Source organism: Bacteroides sp. OM08-11 (assembly GCF_003438665.1).
Lineage (GTDB): Bacteria > Bacteroidota > Bacteroidia > Bacteroidales > Bacteroidaceae > Bacteroides > Bacteroides cutis.
This window is the reverse complement of record NZ_QSTJ01000003.1, coordinates 255011-274444: the sequence shown is the minus strand read 5'-3', so window position 1 is coordinate 274444 and position 19434 is coordinate 255011. Positions and strand designations below refer to the sequence as shown.

Genomic DNA, 19434 nt, shown 5'->3' with positions numbered 1-19434 from the left:
ATATAAATTTAGATTAGAGAGATTTATAATCAAGACCTTTTACCTGCATATAACGGACTAACGCCTCCAGATAATAATAATCAGCATAATTAATAGGAGTATCAATCTCAGAGCCATTAGGCAGTGATCCGGTAGAGTGCATCAGGATAAATCCCTGGTTACTACCGGATTTAGCCAGATACGCATCGGAAGAAAGGCTCTTGAGAAGTTTCTCGGCATAGTCCAAATAAACTTGTCCGTCTTCTACCAACGTGCTGAGTTCTATCAATGCAGAAGCTGTGATAGAAGCGGCAGAAGCATCCCGAGGTGTCTGGGGCGTGTCCGGTGCATCATAATCCCACAAAGGAACGGCATCTTCGGTTTTTACACGTGTCATAATCAGATTGGCAATGTCCTTAGCTTGTTGTAAGAAAACTTCATCTTTTGATTCACGGTAACAAGAAGTATATCCGTATACTCCCCAAGCCTGGCCACGTGCCCATGAAGAATCGTCATTCTTTCCCTGATGTGTGCATTTCAGTTCTACGGTTCCGTCATTGTTGTAACTTACCACATGATAAGAAGAATGGTCTTCTCTGAAATGGTTCTTCAGAGTAGTATCGGCATGTTTCAATGCGATTTCTTTATACTCAGGATTGTTTGTGAGGTTACTAACGTAGAACAACAAATCTAAGTTCATCATATTGTCTATGATTACCGGGAAGTTCCATTTTCCAAAATCCCAGGAACGGATGCAACCAATCTGCGGGTCAAAACGCTCACACAAATTATCGGCTGTTTGTATCAATGCCTGACGAACGCTGTCTGCCGGACACAACCGATAGGCGTTGCCATAACTGCAATTCATCATAAAGCCAATGTCATGCGTACCTTTGTACTCTCTCACCGGATAAAGATAGTTTGTAAACTTAATAGCGTCTTTTTTCAAATCCTCATCACCCGTTATCTGGTAAGCATACCACAGGTTACCGGGGAAAAATCCACTGGTCCAATCATAGACGGAGGAACAATAACGGCGGGTACCTATTACATCCTTCACTGGTTTCACCCGCAAAGAGTCCTTAAAAGTTGCAGGATCTCTTTGCAACTGGCTGCAAAGAAAGTCCATATCATACCCTGTCCAAATGGAGCGAGGCAATAAAAGAGAATCACCTACATCAGTTACCGTTCCCTTCAGTTGTTCTGCCGATACATCTATCGCATTTTTCAACCAAGTATAATCTTCCTTAGACTGGGTAGAAGTACAACTATAGAAACTCTGCAACGTAGTAATTGCGCAACAAAACAATAAAATTTTCTTCATATCAATACATTTGTTTCTTGTAATACATGTTTATCTGCAAATCTACAGAGAAGCCCTGTCTTTCATTGACAATAATATCCAAAAAATCTCACAAAAACAGTGGAATAATATCACTTCTGTTGAATTTTACATAACATTCATCCAATTTCAATAAAATATTCCTTCTATAAAAGAGAAAGAGAGGAAGTAAATATTACCTCATTACCTCCTCTCCATCAAAATTACTTTTTACTCAGGACTATTCATATCCCGGATTATTTTTGCCTTCCAAAAGTGGATTACTTTGTAACTCTGACAATGGAATAGGGAATAGTTCGTGTTTACCCGTTTCAAAATTCTTATAAGCAGGATAAGGCTGGTTTGCTACTTTATTCACACTGGTGGCGTTTCCCATCAACACCAATGCCTCTTTCAAAATACCCCAACGAAGAAGGTCATACTTACGCTGCCCTTCGAAAGCCAGTTCAAAAGCACGTTCCCAATATAAAGCAGTACGGAATTTACCGGCCTCATCTGCATCCGAGATAAATGGAAGATCCAATACTTTCGGGGCCTTCATCAGACTGGCATAATTGGCAGAAGTAATGGGGGTAGCATTCGCACGAGTACGTACACTATTTAATAACTTCCAAGCTTCAGGAGTATTATCGGTTTCATTATAAGCTTCGGCAGCCATCAAAACAACATCAGCATAACGCAACGCACAGAAATTAACATCGGTATTATTAGGATTTTTAAAACCTAACGGCATCCATTCACGACGCCATTTACCTGGATACCAATCCTTGCCATTCTTATTTTGAGTCAATACGTGACTGTAAGAATTAGCATTCCACTTATATTGATAGGTACAAACCATCACATCTCTACGGACATCTTTATCTTCAAAGAAATTTTTCCACTCAGGTACCACACGGAAAAAAGCGTTAGCACGTCCCATATAGCTTCCTGTTTCTGTAGACTTAATACCCGGGGCAGCTACCAACGGTCCATTATAAGTACCCCATGTACCACCACCCTCATTGTTGCCATCAGGTGTAAAAAATGCTATCTCAAACAAACTCTCCTGATTGTTCAGCGTACCTTTAGAGAAACCTTTGAAAAGCTCCAAATATCCATCTTTATAGAAATCATGGTATTTCTTGGCTTGAAAAGCTTCCCATTCATCAATAACCGCTTCAAAATACTCTTTACGTTTTGCATCATCCGGACGGGTCAATTTACCATCCATCTGCAAACTATAACCGGCACGTTGTAAATAAACACGCATCAACAATGCACGGGCAGCTCCTTGAGATGCTCTTTCGGGAGAAGAAGAACCGTCGGCCCATTCCAGGTTATTCTTTGCAAAGTTTAAATCATTGATAATTTCGTCATAGATAACTTCACGGCTTACACGAGGCTGAAAAGCGTCTTCACGACCAGAAGTGTAAGTTGTCTTATATGGAACGTCTCCCCAATACTTAACAAGGTCAAACGCAAGGAAAGCACGCAGAAAATGCGCTTCGGCTACCATAGCAACCAGTTTCTTATTGTCTTTGTATCCTGCCATGTTTTCAATGCCATGTATGGCATAGCTGGCCCTGTCGATACCTTGATACTTGAGTTCCCATAAAGATTGTATCCATGTATTGGTATTCTTCACCATATAATGAGCTATATCGCGGCGTGTATTGTCTGTTCCGGTACCATTAATATAATATGTATCATCCGAAGCCGGCATTGCCATTTCATCTTGTCCATAATGTGCCGGTTTGGCAAATGAATTATAAATGCCATAGATAGCCATTTGCGCATTTCCCTCGGAAGTGAAGAAGTCTTCTTCCTTGTAAGAAGAATCAGGCTTTTCCGTCAACAAATCATCACAGGAAACAAATCCTAAAACGAACAAAGCGCTCAATATATATATAAATTTATATTTTCTCATTGCTGTATAATTTTAAATTGGAATTAGAATGTCAAGTTAATACCGAATACATAAGAGTGACTGCGAGGATAAGCGCCGAAGTCAACACCCGGAGTCAAACTGTTACCCATAGTAGATACTTCAGGATCATAACCGGAGTATTTTGTCCATGTCCAAAGATTGTTTGCCGTAGCATACAGACGTAATGAATTAATTCCTGCTTTGGTGAGCCACTTGCGCGGGAATGTGTATCCTAATGTTATATTGCTCAACTTCAGGTATGAACCATCTTCTACAGCCCATGAATGGATGTAAGTATCACCAATCTCCATATCATAATATGCAGCTACGGATTTACCTCTGTTCAATGCAGCCAATTCAGTAGGATCAGTAACGACTTGTCCTTGTGAATTAACGGTCATCCAGCGTTTATCACTTCCGCAAACTGCCAATACATTCTGATTTTTAGAACCACTCTTGGTATTGGTCAATTTTGTGGCATTAAATACATCGTTACCATAACTATAAGTAAGGAATATACTTAAATCAAAGTTTTTGTAATTGAATGTATTATTGATACCGCCATAGAACTTAGGATTAGCATTACCAATAACCTTTTTATCATCTTCCGTGATAAGTGGAGTACCATCCTTGTCTACTACTGCATTTCCATCAAGATTTGCAAATTTCCACATACCGGGTTTTACAGCCGAACGGTTGCCACTGTAGGGAACACCTTTCTTAAGTAAATAGGTATTGGTTGCTGCATCAAAATCAAAATCTTCTACCTGGTATAAACCCTGAGTAACATAACCATACATCTGTCCCATAGATTGCCCTACAGCTACAATATGTGTATTTTGATTATATCCGAAACTGGCCTCCCATAACTGTACAGACTCACCGGTCAGCTCTTTTACTGTATTCTTATTGTGTGAGAAAGTTACATTTGTATTCCATGTAAAATCTTTTGTCTGAATGTTTACAGAGTTGATTGACAAATCAATACCTACGTTTTCTGTAGCACCTGCATTCACAACCATGCTCTTATGACCGGATGAGTATGGTAACTTGGCATTCAACAGAAGATTACTGCTTCGGTTAATATAGAACTCGGGAGAGATTGTTAAACGTTGGTTGAAGAAACCCAAGTCAAGGCCCATATTGAATGTCTTATTGGCTTCCCATTTCAAATTAGGATTGGGGATCTGGCTAAATGCATAACCAGGAGTTGTACTATCACCGTTTGGAGCCGTTACGGAAGACAAAATTGCCAGACTGTTGTAGCTACCGATACGATTATTACCAGCCATACCATAGCCTATACGGAATTTCAGATCGGAGAAAATATTTAAATTCTTAATAAATTCTTCTTCTCCAATACGCCATGCAGCAGAGACGGCAGGGAAATACCCCCATTTATTATTCTTACCAAACTTAGAAGAACCATCGGCACGGAATGAAGCCGTAAACAAATACTTGTCAGCAAAACCATAATTAACACGTCCAAAGAAAGAAAGGAGTTTATCATCATAATTTTGACTGGATGTCGGAGTCCCCGGTAAACCTAAAGACAAATCTCCCAAACCAATTTCATCATTGGGGAAATTAGTAGCCGAAGCTTTGAAAGCACGTGTCCAACGATTGACAAATTCCTGTCCTGCCATCACCGTTAAATTGTGCTTGGCTTTTTCCAAATTATAGCTCAATACATTTGAAATTTGGAAACTACCACCTTCTGTATTCTGGATACTACCATTAATATTAGTACGTTTGGCTGTAATAGATTTATCGCCATAGAAAATTTCATTACGACGAGTATAATAATTCATACCGGTACTGTTACGGAAACTCAAACCTTTAAGTATTTTATAATTAAACCCTCCATTTGCCTGGAATGTACGATACTCTTTATTGTTTGTCTCTTCTGCGGCGGACAATAAAGGATTTTGCATAACGTTACCAGAATCATCAGCCAAAAGCGGGTCTTCATCTGATTCAACAAGAGTACGATCATCTCCCGTGATACCGATAGTAGGACGATATTGCAAAATATGCTGTAACTTATTGAAACGGTCGCCATTCTCTGAAGTACCCATACCAAATACTTTTCTTTGGTCGAAAGTAATGCGAGCATTGATAGAGAGACGCTCATTGGTATCATGACTCAAACTCATGGAGATGTTGTGCTTGTTATTACCACTGTATACCATGGCACCTTCATCTTTAAAATAAGAGTAAGCAGCGTTATATTTCAGTTTATCGGTACCACCAGCCACACTGACACGATAATTTTGTGTAAGTGCCGTACGTCCCAAAGCTTCTTCTTGCCAATCAATGCCGGCACGATTAGCATAATTGGCAGCAATATCGCCAAACTTACCATAACGTTCCTCAAACTTGGCTATATCTTTTTCCAGATCTTGAGAAAGCCCTACAGTACGTTCATAGTCCAGTAATACAAATTCTTGTGGAGAAAGTACATCCAGTTTTCTGGCAATCTTCTTAAACCCTACATAACTATCAAACGAAACAGTCATCTTTTGTCCCTTTTTGGCACCACTCTTTGTAGTAATAACAACAACCCCGTTTGCACCACGTGCACCATAGATTGCGGTAGAAGATGCATCCTTCAAGATATCGATTGTCTCAATCTCAGCAGGGTCAAGACTACTCATACCGTCTTCACTGGGAAATCCATCAATGATGTAAAGAGGTTCATTACTTTGAGTAATGGAGATACCACCACGTACACGAATAGAAATGGATGAACCCGGAGCACCTTCACTCTGAGTAACCTGTACGCCAGCAACACGTCCGGCCAATGCTTGCGAAATATCAGAAGTCGGAACTTTCAGCAATTCATCACTTTTGACCGACACAACGGAACCTGTCAAATCTTTACGGGAAACTGTACCGTAACCGATAACAACTACTTCATCCAATACTTTGGCATCAACCTGCAACGTTACATTAACAACTTTCTGACCATTGACCTTCACCTCTTTAGTAGTCATTCCCACATACGAGAACACCAATACATCTTTAGAAGCGTCATTCACTTTTAAAGTATAGTTACCTTCTATATCGGTTACCGTTCCAACACCGGCGGCACCTTTAACAGTAACGCTACCTCCAATTACCTCATATCCTTCGCTGTCAACGACCTTACCGGTAACAGTCTGACTTTGCGCGTATGTGACCATACTTACAAGAGCAAAGAAAAAGATCAAAAACAATTCTTTTAAACTGTGCATAATAATTAAATCTAAGTTAACATTAATATAGTTTTATCTCGACCACAAATGTATCACCGACAATCAACACAATATGAAAATATTGTTTTAATTCCCCCTACTTTTCCTCAGCTCTCATGCAAATATTGTTTATGCGACCCTAATTTCGTGTAAAAGTCACAACAAACACTTTTAAAAGGCGGTTTTAGACACTTCAGAGACCTATTCAACCAATAAAACATATCTCGGAAAGTATCATTTTTCAAACAAAAAAATAGGATGATAATAAAGGAATATCGGATATCCAAACATTCCTCATTATCACCCTAAGAAACAAATGACTTATATTATTTTACGTATTCAATTTCTATCAATATTCGGTTGTATCAATTCTATTTCAGAAAATCGGCACGCATCGGAGCAAAACAGTCGATAAGAACACCCGGTTCCAAGCAAACACAACCATGCAAAACGTCCGGTTCCATGTAAATGCCATCACCAGCCTCAACTATTTTTTTCTCTCCCCCTACCGTAAATTCAAACTTACCGCTCGCAACGTATGTAGTTTGTGTATGATAATGTTTATGAGGAGTTCCAATAGCCCCTTTCTCAAATTTAACCTTCACTAACATCACTTGGCCGTCATAACCCATAATTTGCCTGGTAACACCTTCACCAGCAGGTTCCCATGTTTTATCTTTTTCATAGATAAAAGTAGTACTTCTTGTTTTTTTAACTGGTTCATCAGGAGTGACATTACTCGTAACCTGCGATGCATATAAAGTAGTTATCATAAGGAGTGACATTCCACATATACATACACACTTCTTCCATACATTCATTTCCATAATCAAATAAGTTTTTAGTCGTTTAAATTATATTGTTCTGATAATGTTGCAAATTTATAAATAGTAATCTGTTTATAAGTCTTTCCGGGCAATAAAACTGTAGAGGGGAACTGCTGTTTATTGGGAGAATCAGGGAAATGCTGCATTTCAAGACAAAATCCATAATATTTTCCATATATTTTATTTCCATGTCCAGTAAGATAGTCCATATTTGAATTCGGGATGTAGAACTGCATCCCGGGTTCTGTAGTATAGGCTTCCAATACCCTACCCGACTCAGGGTCAATCACCGTTGCCACCAATTCCAAGGAATCAAGTGACTTATCAAGTTTATAATTCACATCATATCCCTTTCCCGACTGTTTTACCCTATTTTCAACATTTCGTAGCGAAGTAAAGTCATATTCTGTTCCGGCAATCGGCATGAACTCTCCTGTCGGAATGCCATCAGTATCTACCGGAGTGATAAAATCCGCCTTTATCTTATAAAGATGATTGAGTACAGCTCCTCTACAACCGGTCAAATTAAAATAGCTATGGTTGGTAAGATTGACAACCGTAGGTTTATCCGTAGAAGCCGTATAATCAAGAATAATTTCATTTTGATTGGTCAGCTTATATGCCACTAAAAGATTTAACACTCCGGGAAAACCTCCTTCCAAATCAGCACTTTGATACTTAAAAATAACAGCAGCTGTATCTTTTACTGTATAAAAAGTATCTATCTCAAATACCTGACGATTAAATCCTTGCGTTCCTCCGTGAATGGAGTGTTCCTTATTGTTCTTCTCCAAATGATAAGTCTGATTATTCAGGTGAAATTCCGCATTGCTTATTCGATTGGCATATCTTCCGATTGTAGCACCGAATTTAGGGTGTTTACCTAAATAATTTCTCAGACTATCAAATCCTAAAACTACCGGTTCGAAATGTCCGTCTTTATCAGGGGCAGAAACATAAGTCAATGAAGCAGCATAATTAGTTACTTTAATAACCATACCATTTGCATTCGTTAGCTTGAACAGTTCGATGATTTTATCTCCATCTTGGATGTTTTTTTCTTTAGATACAGAGAGCCCTGCTATCAGGGGTTGCATACACGAAACAAATAAAAACAGAACTGTTGTTAAAAGTAAAATGATACGTGTTTTCATGCGAAAATAAATATTATTTCTTTCCATACTCTGTGGGTAGGCAACCCATATACTTTTTAAAACGTGCCGCAAAATAAGAAGGGGTATTATAGCCTACCATAAAGCTGATTTCGGAAACCGTATACTTCCCTTCCTTCAGCAATTGACAAGCCCGGTTGAAGCGTATTTTATGGATGAAATCAATAGCCGACTTACCGGTAATCGCTTTCAATTTCAGATGGAGACTAGAACGGCTCATATTCATTTCACGCGCAAACAACTCTGTAGAAAATTCCACATTATCCATATTTTTTTCAACAACCGCTATGGCTTTCCGTAATAATTCCTCATCCATCGTATTATTGGTAAGTTTCTCCGGTTCGACTTCCGTCATATTAGAATAACGTTCAAATATCCGATAACGTGTACGTAACATATTCAATATCTTAGCTTTCAACACAGTCATCGAGAATGGTTTGGAAATATAATCATCAGCACCGACCTGTAATCCTTCCAATTGATACTTCATATCTGCTTTAGCAGACAACATATAAACAGGAATATGACATGTGCGCAGATTTTGTTTCACCCACTTACATAATTTGACACCATCCATCACAGGCATCATCACATCTGTAACAATCAAATCCACATCTTCATCTTTCAAGAGATCTAATGCCTTTTGTCCATTCTCTGTTTCTAACATGTTAAACTGATCGGACAAACCATTTACCAGATATTGCCGCAATTCTTCATTATCCTCCACAATCAGAATGGTTCCACGTTTACTACCTTCTTCAACGGTTTCATCAATATCCAACTCTTTCTTTTCTTCATCGCCGATATAGATATCATGCGCATTAGTGGAATACACACGTTGCTCTTCCACATCTCCTTCTCTACTAAGCAGTTCCTCCTGTGTATAAACCGATTTATCCTGAGGTAAATAAACGGTGAAGGTGGAACCCTTGCCCACTTCACTTTGCAATGTAATCCGTCCATGATGAAGTTCTACTAAGCGTTGTACCAAAGACAAACCTATTCCACTCCCTTCACGTCCATTTTCTACCTGATAGAAACGTTCAAAAATCTTCTCCTGCTTTTCTTTGGGAATGCCTATACCCGTATCTGCTACCTGTAACACAAGTTGGTTTTCTTCTTTATAAAGTTTTACCGTAATACTTTCACCCACTTCTGTATATTTAAAAGCATTTGAAAGTAAGTTATTCACTATCAAATCCAAATAGTTTTCATCAAACAATACATTTTCATCCTGCAATTCCGTGTAAAAATTATAATCTATATCTTTCCGCTTTGACAGATTGTCATAGTTCATAAAGCAATTCATCACCCTTTTATAAGCATTGGCACATACCGGTCTAAGTTCAAAAATGCCCAATTCCGCACGTCGATAGTCCATCAACTGATTGACTAAGTGTAACAAACGATTTGTATTTCGTTGGATATAAAGTAGCTGTTCATGTTCCCAATGCCCTTTAATACGACCAAGCAGTTCCTGTAAAGGTGCAACAATCAACGTCAGCGGAGTTCGTAACTCATGCGATATATTAACATAAAAACGAATTCTCATCTGGCTGATTTCTTCTTGTTTCTCTTTATCCATCCGTTCCATAGCTATCTCAGCCTGCATACTCTTACGTAACCAGAAAAAACGTACAACACCAAATATCAATAGAGCAGCAGATAAGGCAAACAAAGTTATAGCCCACCACGTACGATACCAAACAGGTAGAATACGGATATGAAGAGTAGTAGGTTCTTCATTCCATTTTCCATCATTATTTGCCGCTTTTATATAAAAGGTATAATCTCCTGCCGGTAGATTGGAATATGAAACCGGGCTTATGTCACTTTGTTTGTACCACACATCATTATATCCATCCAGTTTATAAGCAAAGGTATTATGCCTACCTGCAATATAATTAGACACAACAAACGATATAGCAAAAGAATTTTGGGAAGATGTCAACGTAATATGGTCTACATATTCAACACTTTCTTTCAGGATACCGGTCTCATCATCGGGCAGTACTTCTTTATTAAAGACAAACAACTTATTGATAACAGGTTTGGGAGCGTAAGGATTGTCAATCAAGGTCTCGGGACGGAAAGAAGTAATGCCATTGACACCACCAAACAACATATAACCATTATCTTTACGACAATAAGAACCTGCATTGAACTGATTACTCTGCAAACCATCCAAAATCGTAAAATTACGGAATTTTCCATTTTCGGGGTTCAAACAACTCAGTCCCAAGTTTGTACTTATCCACAACCTGCCGTAAGCGTCTTCCAGAATTCCATAAATAACATTACTCGGTAAACCATTGTTTGTGGTATATTGCTGCAACTCTCCGCTCCTTTCCTTCAAAGCAAAAAGTCCGTTGCGAGTTCCAACCCATATAGTTCCTGATGAAGATTCGTAAAAACAATTCACAAAAGCCTGCCTCAAAACCGAAATGATATTATATTCTTTGTTAGCCAACAAAGAACCACCAACTTGATTATAGACAGAAATCCCCCTTTCTCCTCCTATCCAAATACGTTTCTTCGAATCACGGAATAGAAGACGATTGTATTGTTGGAGTTTCTCTCCATTCTTATCTTTATCTATAATTGTAAAATTTTGCTTATTTATATCAAAGTGTAACAAATATTCCAATGAAGCCACCCAAAGTCCTCCATTTTCATCCGAAAGGATAGAATAAATGTTATTACTCGGTATATTACTGTTTCTCCGATTATAATATTCAACGTATCCCGACTTTCTGTGCAATACCATCATTCCTCCTGCATGTGCTCCTACATATACCTTATCATGCGCTTCATCTACATATACAGTTTTAATGTCCTTAAAAGGAGTATCCATCATCATCGGAGTGGAATTAAACAAATAATTCTTATACTGCTTCGAAACATTATCATAATAGTTCAGTCCTCCGTCACTTGTCCCAATCCACAAATTATGTTCGTTATCCTCTACAATGCAACTGACCACATTATCACTCAGGGAGTTTAAAAAAGGTACATGCTTGATACGTTGAAAACGGTTACACAAAGGATGATAATAATTCAAACCACCCCAGTAAGTACCCAACCACATGCCTCCCTGCGAGTCTTTGAATATACAGCGCACGGAATTCTGTGACAAACTACCTTCCTGTATTTCAGAATTTCTTATAGACGTAAAGCGATCAGTTCCTTCTTTATAAATATTCAGGCCGCTATAAGTTCCTACCCACAAACGGTTTTCCGTATCCAGTTCCAGTGACCGCACATAGTTTGAGTTCAGGCCGGATTTTCCATCTTCATACCGATAATTTTTTAGTTCTTTAGAATTGGTATCATACAAATACAAGCCATTTCCTTCCGTTGCCATCCATATTCTGCTGAACATCTGGCACAAAATAGAATGTACCCTTATCCCTTCGGGCATACTTACCAACTTTTTCAATGTATTCCCTGTGAGAGAGTAAGTATACACTCCATCTTCAGCACCGATATAAACACAATCACCCTGACGTACTAAAGCAGTAGGTTTTAACAAATGTAACGAAGAGGATAACGTATCACTCAGAAAACATTCTCTTTCCACATCAAAAATCAAAATGCCCTCCATTGTACCCAGCATTAACAAATCCTGTTTTATTGGAACAATACTGGTAATAGCCACGTTCTGTCCATTTTTTTTATAGTAATAGTTAGAAAAAGCATCTTTACGACGATTATAAAGAGACAAACCTTCGCGTGTTCCTACCCAAATCCGGTCAACATCATCGACTGCAATACAACGTGAGATATCACTGGCAATGCTATTGGAATTCATATACTGATGACGATAGACCGTAAAGTTATAACCATCATACTTATTCAGCCCATCATACGTAGCAAACCATAAATTTCCTTCTTTATCTTGATTAATTGCAAATATAGTACTATGCGATAATCCTTCCTCCAGACCAATATGAGTAAAATGGATATCTTCCGAAGTATTAGCATTTAACATCATAGGAAATAATCCAACTAATAGTACTAACAAAAATTGAAATATTTTCATAATCGTAATCTATTATGAAGCAAATAAACAAAATATATTAATAGAAATAGATATTTATCAGAACTTTCTTATCTTCACTATCGGGGAGAATACGTAAAGGTACAAAAGAAAAACCGGGAACGGGATTAAATATACGCCCATCATCATCGGTTGGTCCTACTTCAACAGTTCCCGCTTCACATTTTACATTCAGCACACCATTATTTCTATTAATACGCATCGCCTTTGAGCTTATCTCTACTGTTTCAACTGGCGATGCTATAATTGGCAATACCAAATAAGCCCTATCAGGACAATGTCGCACACAGATTCGAACCCCTTGTTCCGAATAGACATAATTCACCACTACAGGTACTTCTCCTCCTGATGGAGATTTTTGACTAATATCCACCAAATGAGTATTCACTTGAAAACAATAATTATTCTTATCTATATGGCAAACAATGTCCGTGTTTAAATCATCCAGATTAGTATATACATTTCCATCCTCAATCAACTCTATACGAGGAGTACCTCCCATCAGATATTTCCGAGTACTACCCTGCATATTAGGAGCCTCTATCAACTGATATTTATTCATTGTCGCAGCAAAGACAGGACCTGCCTCCGCATGCCATAACAAGGCAAGAGCTCCCCCTATGGGATGTGTTCCTTTCGTCTTATATTCAGCATCATATCCGGTAAACGTGGCACGCCAAGATCCCTGTGCGATCAACCATGTACGGATATCCTGAAAACACTTTACCCCATAAGGTACATCACGAGGAAGTTCTTTGGAAGTAACCATATCCACCGGAGCCTGTTCCAGAAAAGACGCCAAAGCTTTGGCATGTCCGAAAGTATGGTGTATACAGGGCGGAATACCTGAAACACGATAGTGCATGCCACCATAAAGTAATCCATCGTAAGTGGCTTTCTTCAATAATCCGATATTCCGGCGGATAGCCTCCACGTATTCGGGATGATGAGTAGCCAGCGAATAATAACCTCCCATAAAACCATCGCTTGTACGCCCACCCCAATAAGTCCATTTAAAACTACGGGTTCCCCAGCTATTATCCCAAGCGCCATCAGGTAACATAAATTCCAGATGAGTACTCATGGAGCGTTCAATAAGCGACAGCAATTCGGTATCTTTTGCCATCTTGGCATAATACGCCATGTTGGGCAAGGTTTCCTCCACGTTATAAAGCAAATCTACAGGCAGGCAACCATTCTTCGTTTTAGTCCGTACATTAGGACCTTCACCGAAAACAAAGTATTCATGTTCCGTGAAATAACCTTTCAAATCAGTGGCAATCTCCCGGGCTTGTGCCTTGAAACCGGAACGATTGCACATTTCTCCAATGGCATACAATGCATAAGTGGCGGAAGCGGAATAGTTCACATTCATATTCCTCATTCCCTCCCGTTTGCGGCTGTAGATAAAAGGATTATTCATGATAAACTCACCGGCCTCCGCCAACCGCTGTTTCCAATGATTCCGGGTAGAGTCATCCAGTAAATGCCCATGATAATGCAAAGCTTCATAGAGGGCGATAGCTGCGAATACGGTCGTACCGTTCCAGTCCGAAACATGTACATCATTCATCCAAGAACCATCTGGGTAATGTACATTTTCCATCCACGCCATCAGACTTTTAGCAGCATGTAAATATTTATCATTACCCGTTTTGTCCGCCAAATACATCAGAGGAAGTACAGCATCGCCAATGCGCCCATGTATACGAGCACATGCCGGACACAAAATACCTCCATCCAATGCAGAGTGTAAATTTACGCACTGATAAGTCAACAGCGTATCCATCCACTCAGTCAATAGTTTCTCAGCTTCACCACGCAGAGAATTATCCAATGATTGATTGTTTATGTCCTGTATCTGGGCAGGCAAGGATATAGCATATAACAGTAATATTACGAAGAACGTGGTTTTCATTTTTTCTATGTTAGATTTCAAATCAAAAATACGCCTTTATCCCCATATTATCGCCCTATTTTATTTATATCCTGCGTACTTATGTCTACGTGAGACCCTAATATTGTTCAATCCTTACTAATTTTGTCGAAACATTACCTCCGAAAACAATATTGGTAGACTTTTGAACATAAAAAAGCAAATATTCGGCACAAACACCCTATTTTAGCAAAAGAAAATAATCATACATTAACATTTAATATTATGAAACACTTACCATTACTAGTATGTACTGCCACTTGCGGATTTTACTCCGCACAAGCAGCAACTACAGACAAAAAAGATGAAAAGCCCAACATTCTCTGGCTAACCTTTGAAGACACCAGTGCGTACGAATTCGGTTGTTACGGCAACAAAGACGTACATACTCCCAATACCGACAGTCTGGCAACTCAAGGTATACAGTTTATGAATGCATGGTCTGTAGCCCCGCAAAGTTCGGCAGCCCGTTCTTCTCTCATCACCGGATGCTATTCCACTACCTATGGAATGGATATCCATCCTGTGCCCTACGATACTCCTGCCGACATCTTCTTTCCACAGAAGTTACGCGAAGCTGGTTATTATTGCACAAACAACAGCAAGACACATTATAACTCCACCACCGATAATAAAATCTGCTGGGACGAATGTACGCCTAAAGCTTCTTATAACAGCCCTAAACGTGGCAAAACCCAACCTTTTTTTGCCGTATTCAATACCGTGACCTCACACATGGGACGTATCCGCACCTTCCACACCGACGGACGCAGAGACTATACCAAAGAAGGTATTTATCCTGAATTGCTCACGCTACCTTCTTATGTTCCCGACCTGCCCGAAGTACGTTCCGACTATGCCGGTCATTTGGAAGCCGTACAAGATGTAGATACCTGGTTGGGGTTCTATCTAAAAGATTTGAAGGACAAAGGACTAGATGACAATACTATTATATTTTTCTTCAGTGATCACGGCGGTTGTGTGCCACGCGGTAAAGGCTATTTGTACGAAAGCGGCTTGAATGTTCCCCTCATAGTCTACTTCCCTCCCAAATGGCGACATCTAACAGACAGGACCTCCGGTAAAGATTTCAACTTAGTCAATTTTACCGATTTAGGTCCAACCGTACTCAGCCTTGCAGGAATAAAACCTCCTAAACATATGCAAGGTAAAGCGCTTTTCGGCCAATTCGCAAACAAAGAAAAACGCAAAATGCAGTTTGCATTAGCCGCCAACCAACTGCACCACTTTATGCCTGTACGTGCCGTCACCGACGGACACTTCAAGTACATCCGCAGTTACATCCCTTATCGCCAGTTTGCCTTGCGCAACTATTACCAATGGGGTATGCCCTCTAATAAAGCATGGGACAAACTCGTATTGGAAGGGCACAACACCAATCCCGACTGGGAATTGACATTCAAAGCGCATCCGGCAGAAATGCTGTTCGACCTCGAAAAAGACCCAGGTGAACTATACGATCTATCCACCTCTCCCGAACACGCAGATATATTGGTAAAGATGCGCAAAGGTTTGTCAGACCATATACGTTCCACCCAAGACCTAGGTTTCTTCCTTCCGAATTCCCGCACAGGGCATATCCTTTATGAAACTGTACGCAAAGAGAAATATCCGTTGGAAGAACTATATACACTTGTAGAAACTGCAGGAACAGCAACCCCTGCCGTCCTCCCGCTATTGGAGAAAGCCATTACCAGCCCTCATCCCGATATGAGATTTTGGGGAGTAGCAGGTTATGCCCAACTTGCCAGAGAAAAGCAAATTACCACTTGTCCGCAAGCTCTGTTAGCGCTTCTTTATGATAACAATCCTTACATCGCTTCCGAAGCAGCATATGCCGTTTCTTATCTAAATAAAATGCAGGAAGGTATTTCCCGCCTGATTACTCCCGTAAAGGAAGAAGACAGAAAAATAGGGTATTCTCTATTGGAATGTCTATCTTTAGATCCTGCCATGCGTGATTATATCCGTCCGTTCTTACCTCAACTGAAAGAAGCCGCAGAAACCTTGCCACGTATTCAGAATGAAGACGCCGGCCTTATGGCACGTGGTATCCTCGTAAATATAGGGGAACTGGACATTAAAAACCTGCATGGGCCCGAAGCTTATGAAAAAGGCTTGAAACTAAATTACGGACGTAGACCGATGATACCGTTACCTTAGTGAACACAAAAATTTCATGCACCTAAAAAAGGGAGAATAAGGCTGTTTGTTCGTATATTCATAGTTCCCATTTAACAGATGTCTCCATACTCCGGTCCTGATTAACGATTTATTAATTGATAACAATACATAAATATCAAAAAGAATGAAAGCAACAATATTAATCACCTTTTGCCTCTTGCCTGCAACAGTTACATGTCACGCTCAATCCGGCAAATCAGTTCCCCTGACGGCACGCGTCAACGTTCAAGCCGACTCGGCGCGTACAAATCAAATTATCGATGGCCGTTGGGTAGCAGTCGGCACAAATAAGCCGCATACTCTCCAATTGGATTATACCCGTTTGTTTCAGGGTAAACCATCCTATCGTTTTGAGTTGAAAGAGGAAGACAACACCTTGGAAGGCTACGCTAAGGGAGAGACCAAAGGGCGTGCCGAACTCTGTTACTGTTACGCCACAGCAAATGATTTCCGTGACCATCAGGCAGACGAATATCCCAACGCCCAAAAAACGAAGACCGTATACCATTACGGGAAAGGCAGTTGCCCACAAGGTTCATCCATGAGCTACACTTTCTCAGTTTACATACCTCGTACATTAGACAAAGATGTATCCACCATCTTCGCCCAATGGCACGGCATGCCAAGCCGTACATTGGTTTCCGACCCGTCGGGCAAGGTAATGCGACTGAGCGTAAAAGAATTCCTCAAACTGGAGAAACGAATGATTTTCAAGAAGAATATCGCACACGAGAAGATAATCAAAGTCAACGCGAAAGGTGATACTTTGTACAAAGCGGGGAAACCGAATGGCTGGCTGGTGGAACAAGGCGGATATCCTCCGCTCGCTTTCGGCTTCTCACAAGGATACTTTTACATCAAAGCCAACTCGGACCGGAAATGGTTGAGTGACAAGACCGACCGTTGCAATGCCAATCCTGGCAATACGGCCATCATGCAATCTGTCAGTTCACGATATAAAGTTTCCACAATTGCCTATAAGATGCCTTTCGAAAGTTTTCCTAAGGATTGCTGGATAACTTTTGAGGTGAATATTAACTGGACAAGCTATGGCAAAGAAGCGGAAACAATCCTCAAACCGGGTCGTCTGGATGTTACCATGACTTATCCCGAAAAAGGTAAAGAAACCAAGAAACACATCGTCGACAACGAAGAAATACTGATAGGCCGTAATGACGAAGAAGGTTATTATTTTAAATTCGGCATATACCGTGTAGGAAATAGCACAATCCCGGTTTGCTACAACCTGGCAGGCTATGAGGAACATGCACTTTCCAACTAAGCCTTCTCTCTGAACATACGGAACTGCCAAATCAGCATCGCCGCAGCTATCAGACTCGCGATAAGGTCGGACACCGGCATACTGTACCACACCCCCGCCGTACCATAAAAGCGAGGAAGAATGAGCAGACAAGGAAGCAATATCATCATCTGGCGGGTAAGGGAAAGAAAGATCGCCTTACCCGCCATTCCTATACTTTGGAAGAAATTCGCCGTCACCATCTGGAAACCGATAATCGGGAAAAACATCACTACAATCCGCAATCCCCTTGCCGAAATATCAACCAGTTCCCGGTCTGACGTAAAAATGCCCACCACCAAATCCGGCATCAGCATCCCCACGAAAAAACCGAATGTAGTCACCCCCGTAGCATAGATTATCGTTAGTTTCAACACCCGATTCACGCGGTCATACCGCTTCGCCCCGAAATTATATCCGGCGATAGGTTGCATCCCTTGATTCAACCCCATCACAATCATCACGACGATAAACACCAGCCGGTTCACGATACCGAAAGCCCCGATAGCCAAGTCTCCGCCATATTCTTTCAATCCCTGGTTAATGAGGATAACGATAAAACATGCTGCCAGGTTCATCAGGAAAGGAGACATGCCTATGGCGAGCGAATCGGATACGATCTTGCGTCTCAGGCGGAAGATACCGCGATGGAAATGCAGCAGTTCGTCCTTGTTGCCGAACAACTTAAGCTGCCAAAGCAACGAGACGATTTGCGCTACAATGGTAGCAATCGCCGCCCCACGAATGCCCCAGCCCAAACCGTATATAAACAAGGGATCCAACAATGTATTGATAACCACGGTAGCTATCGTGGCATACATAGCCTCCTGCGGATGCCCCGAGGAACGCAGCACGGCATTCAGTCCTAAATACAGATGCGTCACGGCATTCCCCAGGAGGATAATCTGCATATAGTCCCGGGCATAGCCTATCGTCTGGTCGCTACCGCCGAAGAAGTAGAGAATAGGGTCAAGGAAAGCCATCACCACAACCGTGAAGGCAACGCCTAAAAGGATATTCAGGACAACGACATTGCCCAATACCCGCTGCGCCGTGTCATAATCCTTCTGTCCCAGCTTCACCGAAATCAACGTGGAAGCACCCACGCCCACCAGCGACCCGAAAGCGGCGGCAAGGTTCATCAACGGAAAAGTCAACGCCAATCCGGAGATTGCCATTGTTCCCACACCATGACCGATGAAGATACTATCCACCATATTATATAAGGAAGAAGCCGTCATGGCGATAATTGCCGGTATGGCATATTGCATCAACAGCTTACCTATACTTTCCGTACCCAACGCTGTGGGCGTCTTTTGTCCTGTCATACTAATACCTTTATGCTTTAAGAGGGTGCAAAAGTACTCAAATTCCGGAAGGCAAGCAAGCAAATCCTCTAACATTGACTTTAAACTCCCTACAAACATGACAAAGGAATGTTTCATCTTACCGGTAAAGAGCTATAAAC

At 40.7% G+C, this 19434-nt stretch carries 10 protein-coding genes; 2 read left to right on the top strand and 8 right to left on the bottom strand.

The features are described from left to right. Positions 1–13: 13 nt before the first annotated feature. From DXC10_RS07680 to DXC10_RS07650, 7 genes are all read right to left on the bottom strand, one after another. Positions 14–1303, bottom strand: a complete 1290-nt coding sequence (locus tag DXC10_RS07680) for a DUF4995 domain-containing protein (protein ID WP_101543891.1) — start codon at positions 1301–1303, stop codon at positions 14–16. A gap of 238 nt (positions 1304–1541) precedes the next feature. Continuing rightward, positions 1542–3230 (bottom strand): RagB/SusD family nutrient uptake outer membrane protein, encoded by a 1689-nt coding sequence (locus DXC10_RS07675; RefSeq protein WP_101543889.1) that lies wholly within the window; start codon positions 3228–3230, stop codon positions 1542–1544. A gap of 23 nt (positions 3231–3253) precedes the next feature. Beyond that, complete coding sequence (locus DXC10_RS07670) at positions 3254–6466, bottom strand: TonB-dependent receptor (RefSeq protein ID WP_101543887.1); 3213 nt, start codon at positions 6464–6466, stop codon at positions 3254–3256. Positions 6467–6837: 371 nt separating this feature from the next. After that, entirely contained in the window at positions 6838–7293 is a 456-nt protein-coding gene (locus DXC10_RS07665; protein WP_101543884.1) for a cupin domain-containing protein, read from the bottom strand. A 14-nt stretch (positions 7294–7307) separates the two neighbouring features. Beyond that, positions 7308–8390, bottom strand: a complete 1083-nt coding sequence (locus tag DXC10_RS07660; RefSeq protein ID WP_233519891.1) for an aldose epimerase family protein — start codon at positions 8388–8390, stop codon at positions 7308–7310. 70 nt (positions 8391–8460) lie between these two features. Continuing rightward, the gene (locus tag DXC10_RS07655) at positions 8461–12507 is read right to left on the bottom strand and encodes a two-component regulator propeller domain-containing protein (protein WP_101543882.1); all 4047 of its coding nucleotides are present in this window, start codon (positions 12505–12507) and stop codon (positions 8461–8463) included. Between the two features lie 37 nt (positions 12508–12544). Further along, positions 12545–14443, bottom strand: coding sequence for a hypothetical protein (locus DXC10_RS07650; protein WP_117737627.1), 1899 nt, complete (start codon positions 14441–14443; stop codon positions 12545–12547). Between the two features lie 243 nt (positions 14444–14686). Here DXC10_RS07650 and DXC10_RS07645 point away from each other — a divergent pair, with 243 nt between their 5' ends. Both DXC10_RS07645 and DXC10_RS07640 read left to right on the top strand, forming a co-directional pair. Next, a complete protein-coding gene (locus DXC10_RS07645; protein WP_117737626.1) occupies positions 14687–16645 on the top strand; it encodes a sulfatase in 1959 nt (652 codons plus the stop codon). Positions 16646–16790: 145 nt separating this feature from the next. After that, on the top strand, positions 16791–17948 hold the full coding sequence (locus DXC10_RS07640) for a heparin lyase I family protein (protein WP_101543876.1): 1158 nt from the start codon (positions 16791–16793) through the stop codon (positions 17946–17948). On the opposite strand, the gene DXC10_RS07635 is transcribed toward DXC10_RS07640, so the two are convergent. Beyond that, the gene (locus DXC10_RS07635; RefSeq protein ID WP_117737676.1) at positions 17945–19294 is read right to left on the bottom strand and encodes an MATE family efflux transporter; all 1350 of its coding nucleotides are present in this window, start codon (positions 19292–19294) and stop codon (positions 17945–17947) included. The two genes, DXC10_RS07640 and DXC10_RS07635, sit on opposite strands and share 4 nt — an antisense overlap. Positions 19295–19434 lie beyond the last annotated feature (140 nt).

Bases quoted from the DNA above. Each gene is read 5' to 3' on its own strand.
- DXC10_RS07675 (WP_101543889.1), bottom strand. From the start codon at position 3,230: ATGAGAAAATATAAATTTATATATATATTGAGCGCTTTGTTCGTTTTA.
- DXC10_RS07680 (WP_101543891.1), bottom strand. From the start codon at position 1,303: ATGAAGAAAATTTTATTGTTTTGTTGCGCAATTACTACGTTGCAGAGT.
- DXC10_RS07670 (WP_101543887.1), bottom strand. From the start codon at position 6,466: ATGCACAGTTTAAAAGAATTGTTTTTGATCTTTTTCTTTGCTCTTGTA.
- DXC10_RS07650 (WP_117737627.1), bottom strand. From the start codon at position 14,443: ATGAAAACCACGTTCTTCGTAATATTACTGTTATATGCTATATCCTTG.
- DXC10_RS07635 (WP_117737676.1), bottom strand. From the start codon at position 19,294: ATGACAGGACAAAAGACGCCCACAGCGTTGGGTACGGAAAGTATAGGT.
- DXC10_RS07640 (WP_101543876.1), top strand. From the start codon at position 16,791: ATGAAAGCAACAATATTAATCACCTTTTGCCTCTTGCCTGCAACAGTT.
- DXC10_RS07665 (WP_101543884.1), bottom strand. From the start codon at position 7,293: ATGGAAATGAATGTATGGAAGAAGTGTGTATGTATATGTGGAATGTCA.
- DXC10_RS07645 (WP_117737626.1), top strand. From the start codon at position 14,687: ATGAAACACTTACCATTACTAGTATGTACTGCCACTTGCGGATTTTAC.
- DXC10_RS07660 (WP_233519891.1), bottom strand. From the start codon at position 8,390: ATGCAACCCCTGATAGCAGGGCTCTCTGTATCTAAAGAAAAAAACATC.
- DXC10_RS07655 (WP_101543882.1), bottom strand. From the start codon at position 12,507: ATGAAAATATTTCAATTTTTGTTAGTACTATTAGTTGGATTATTTCCT.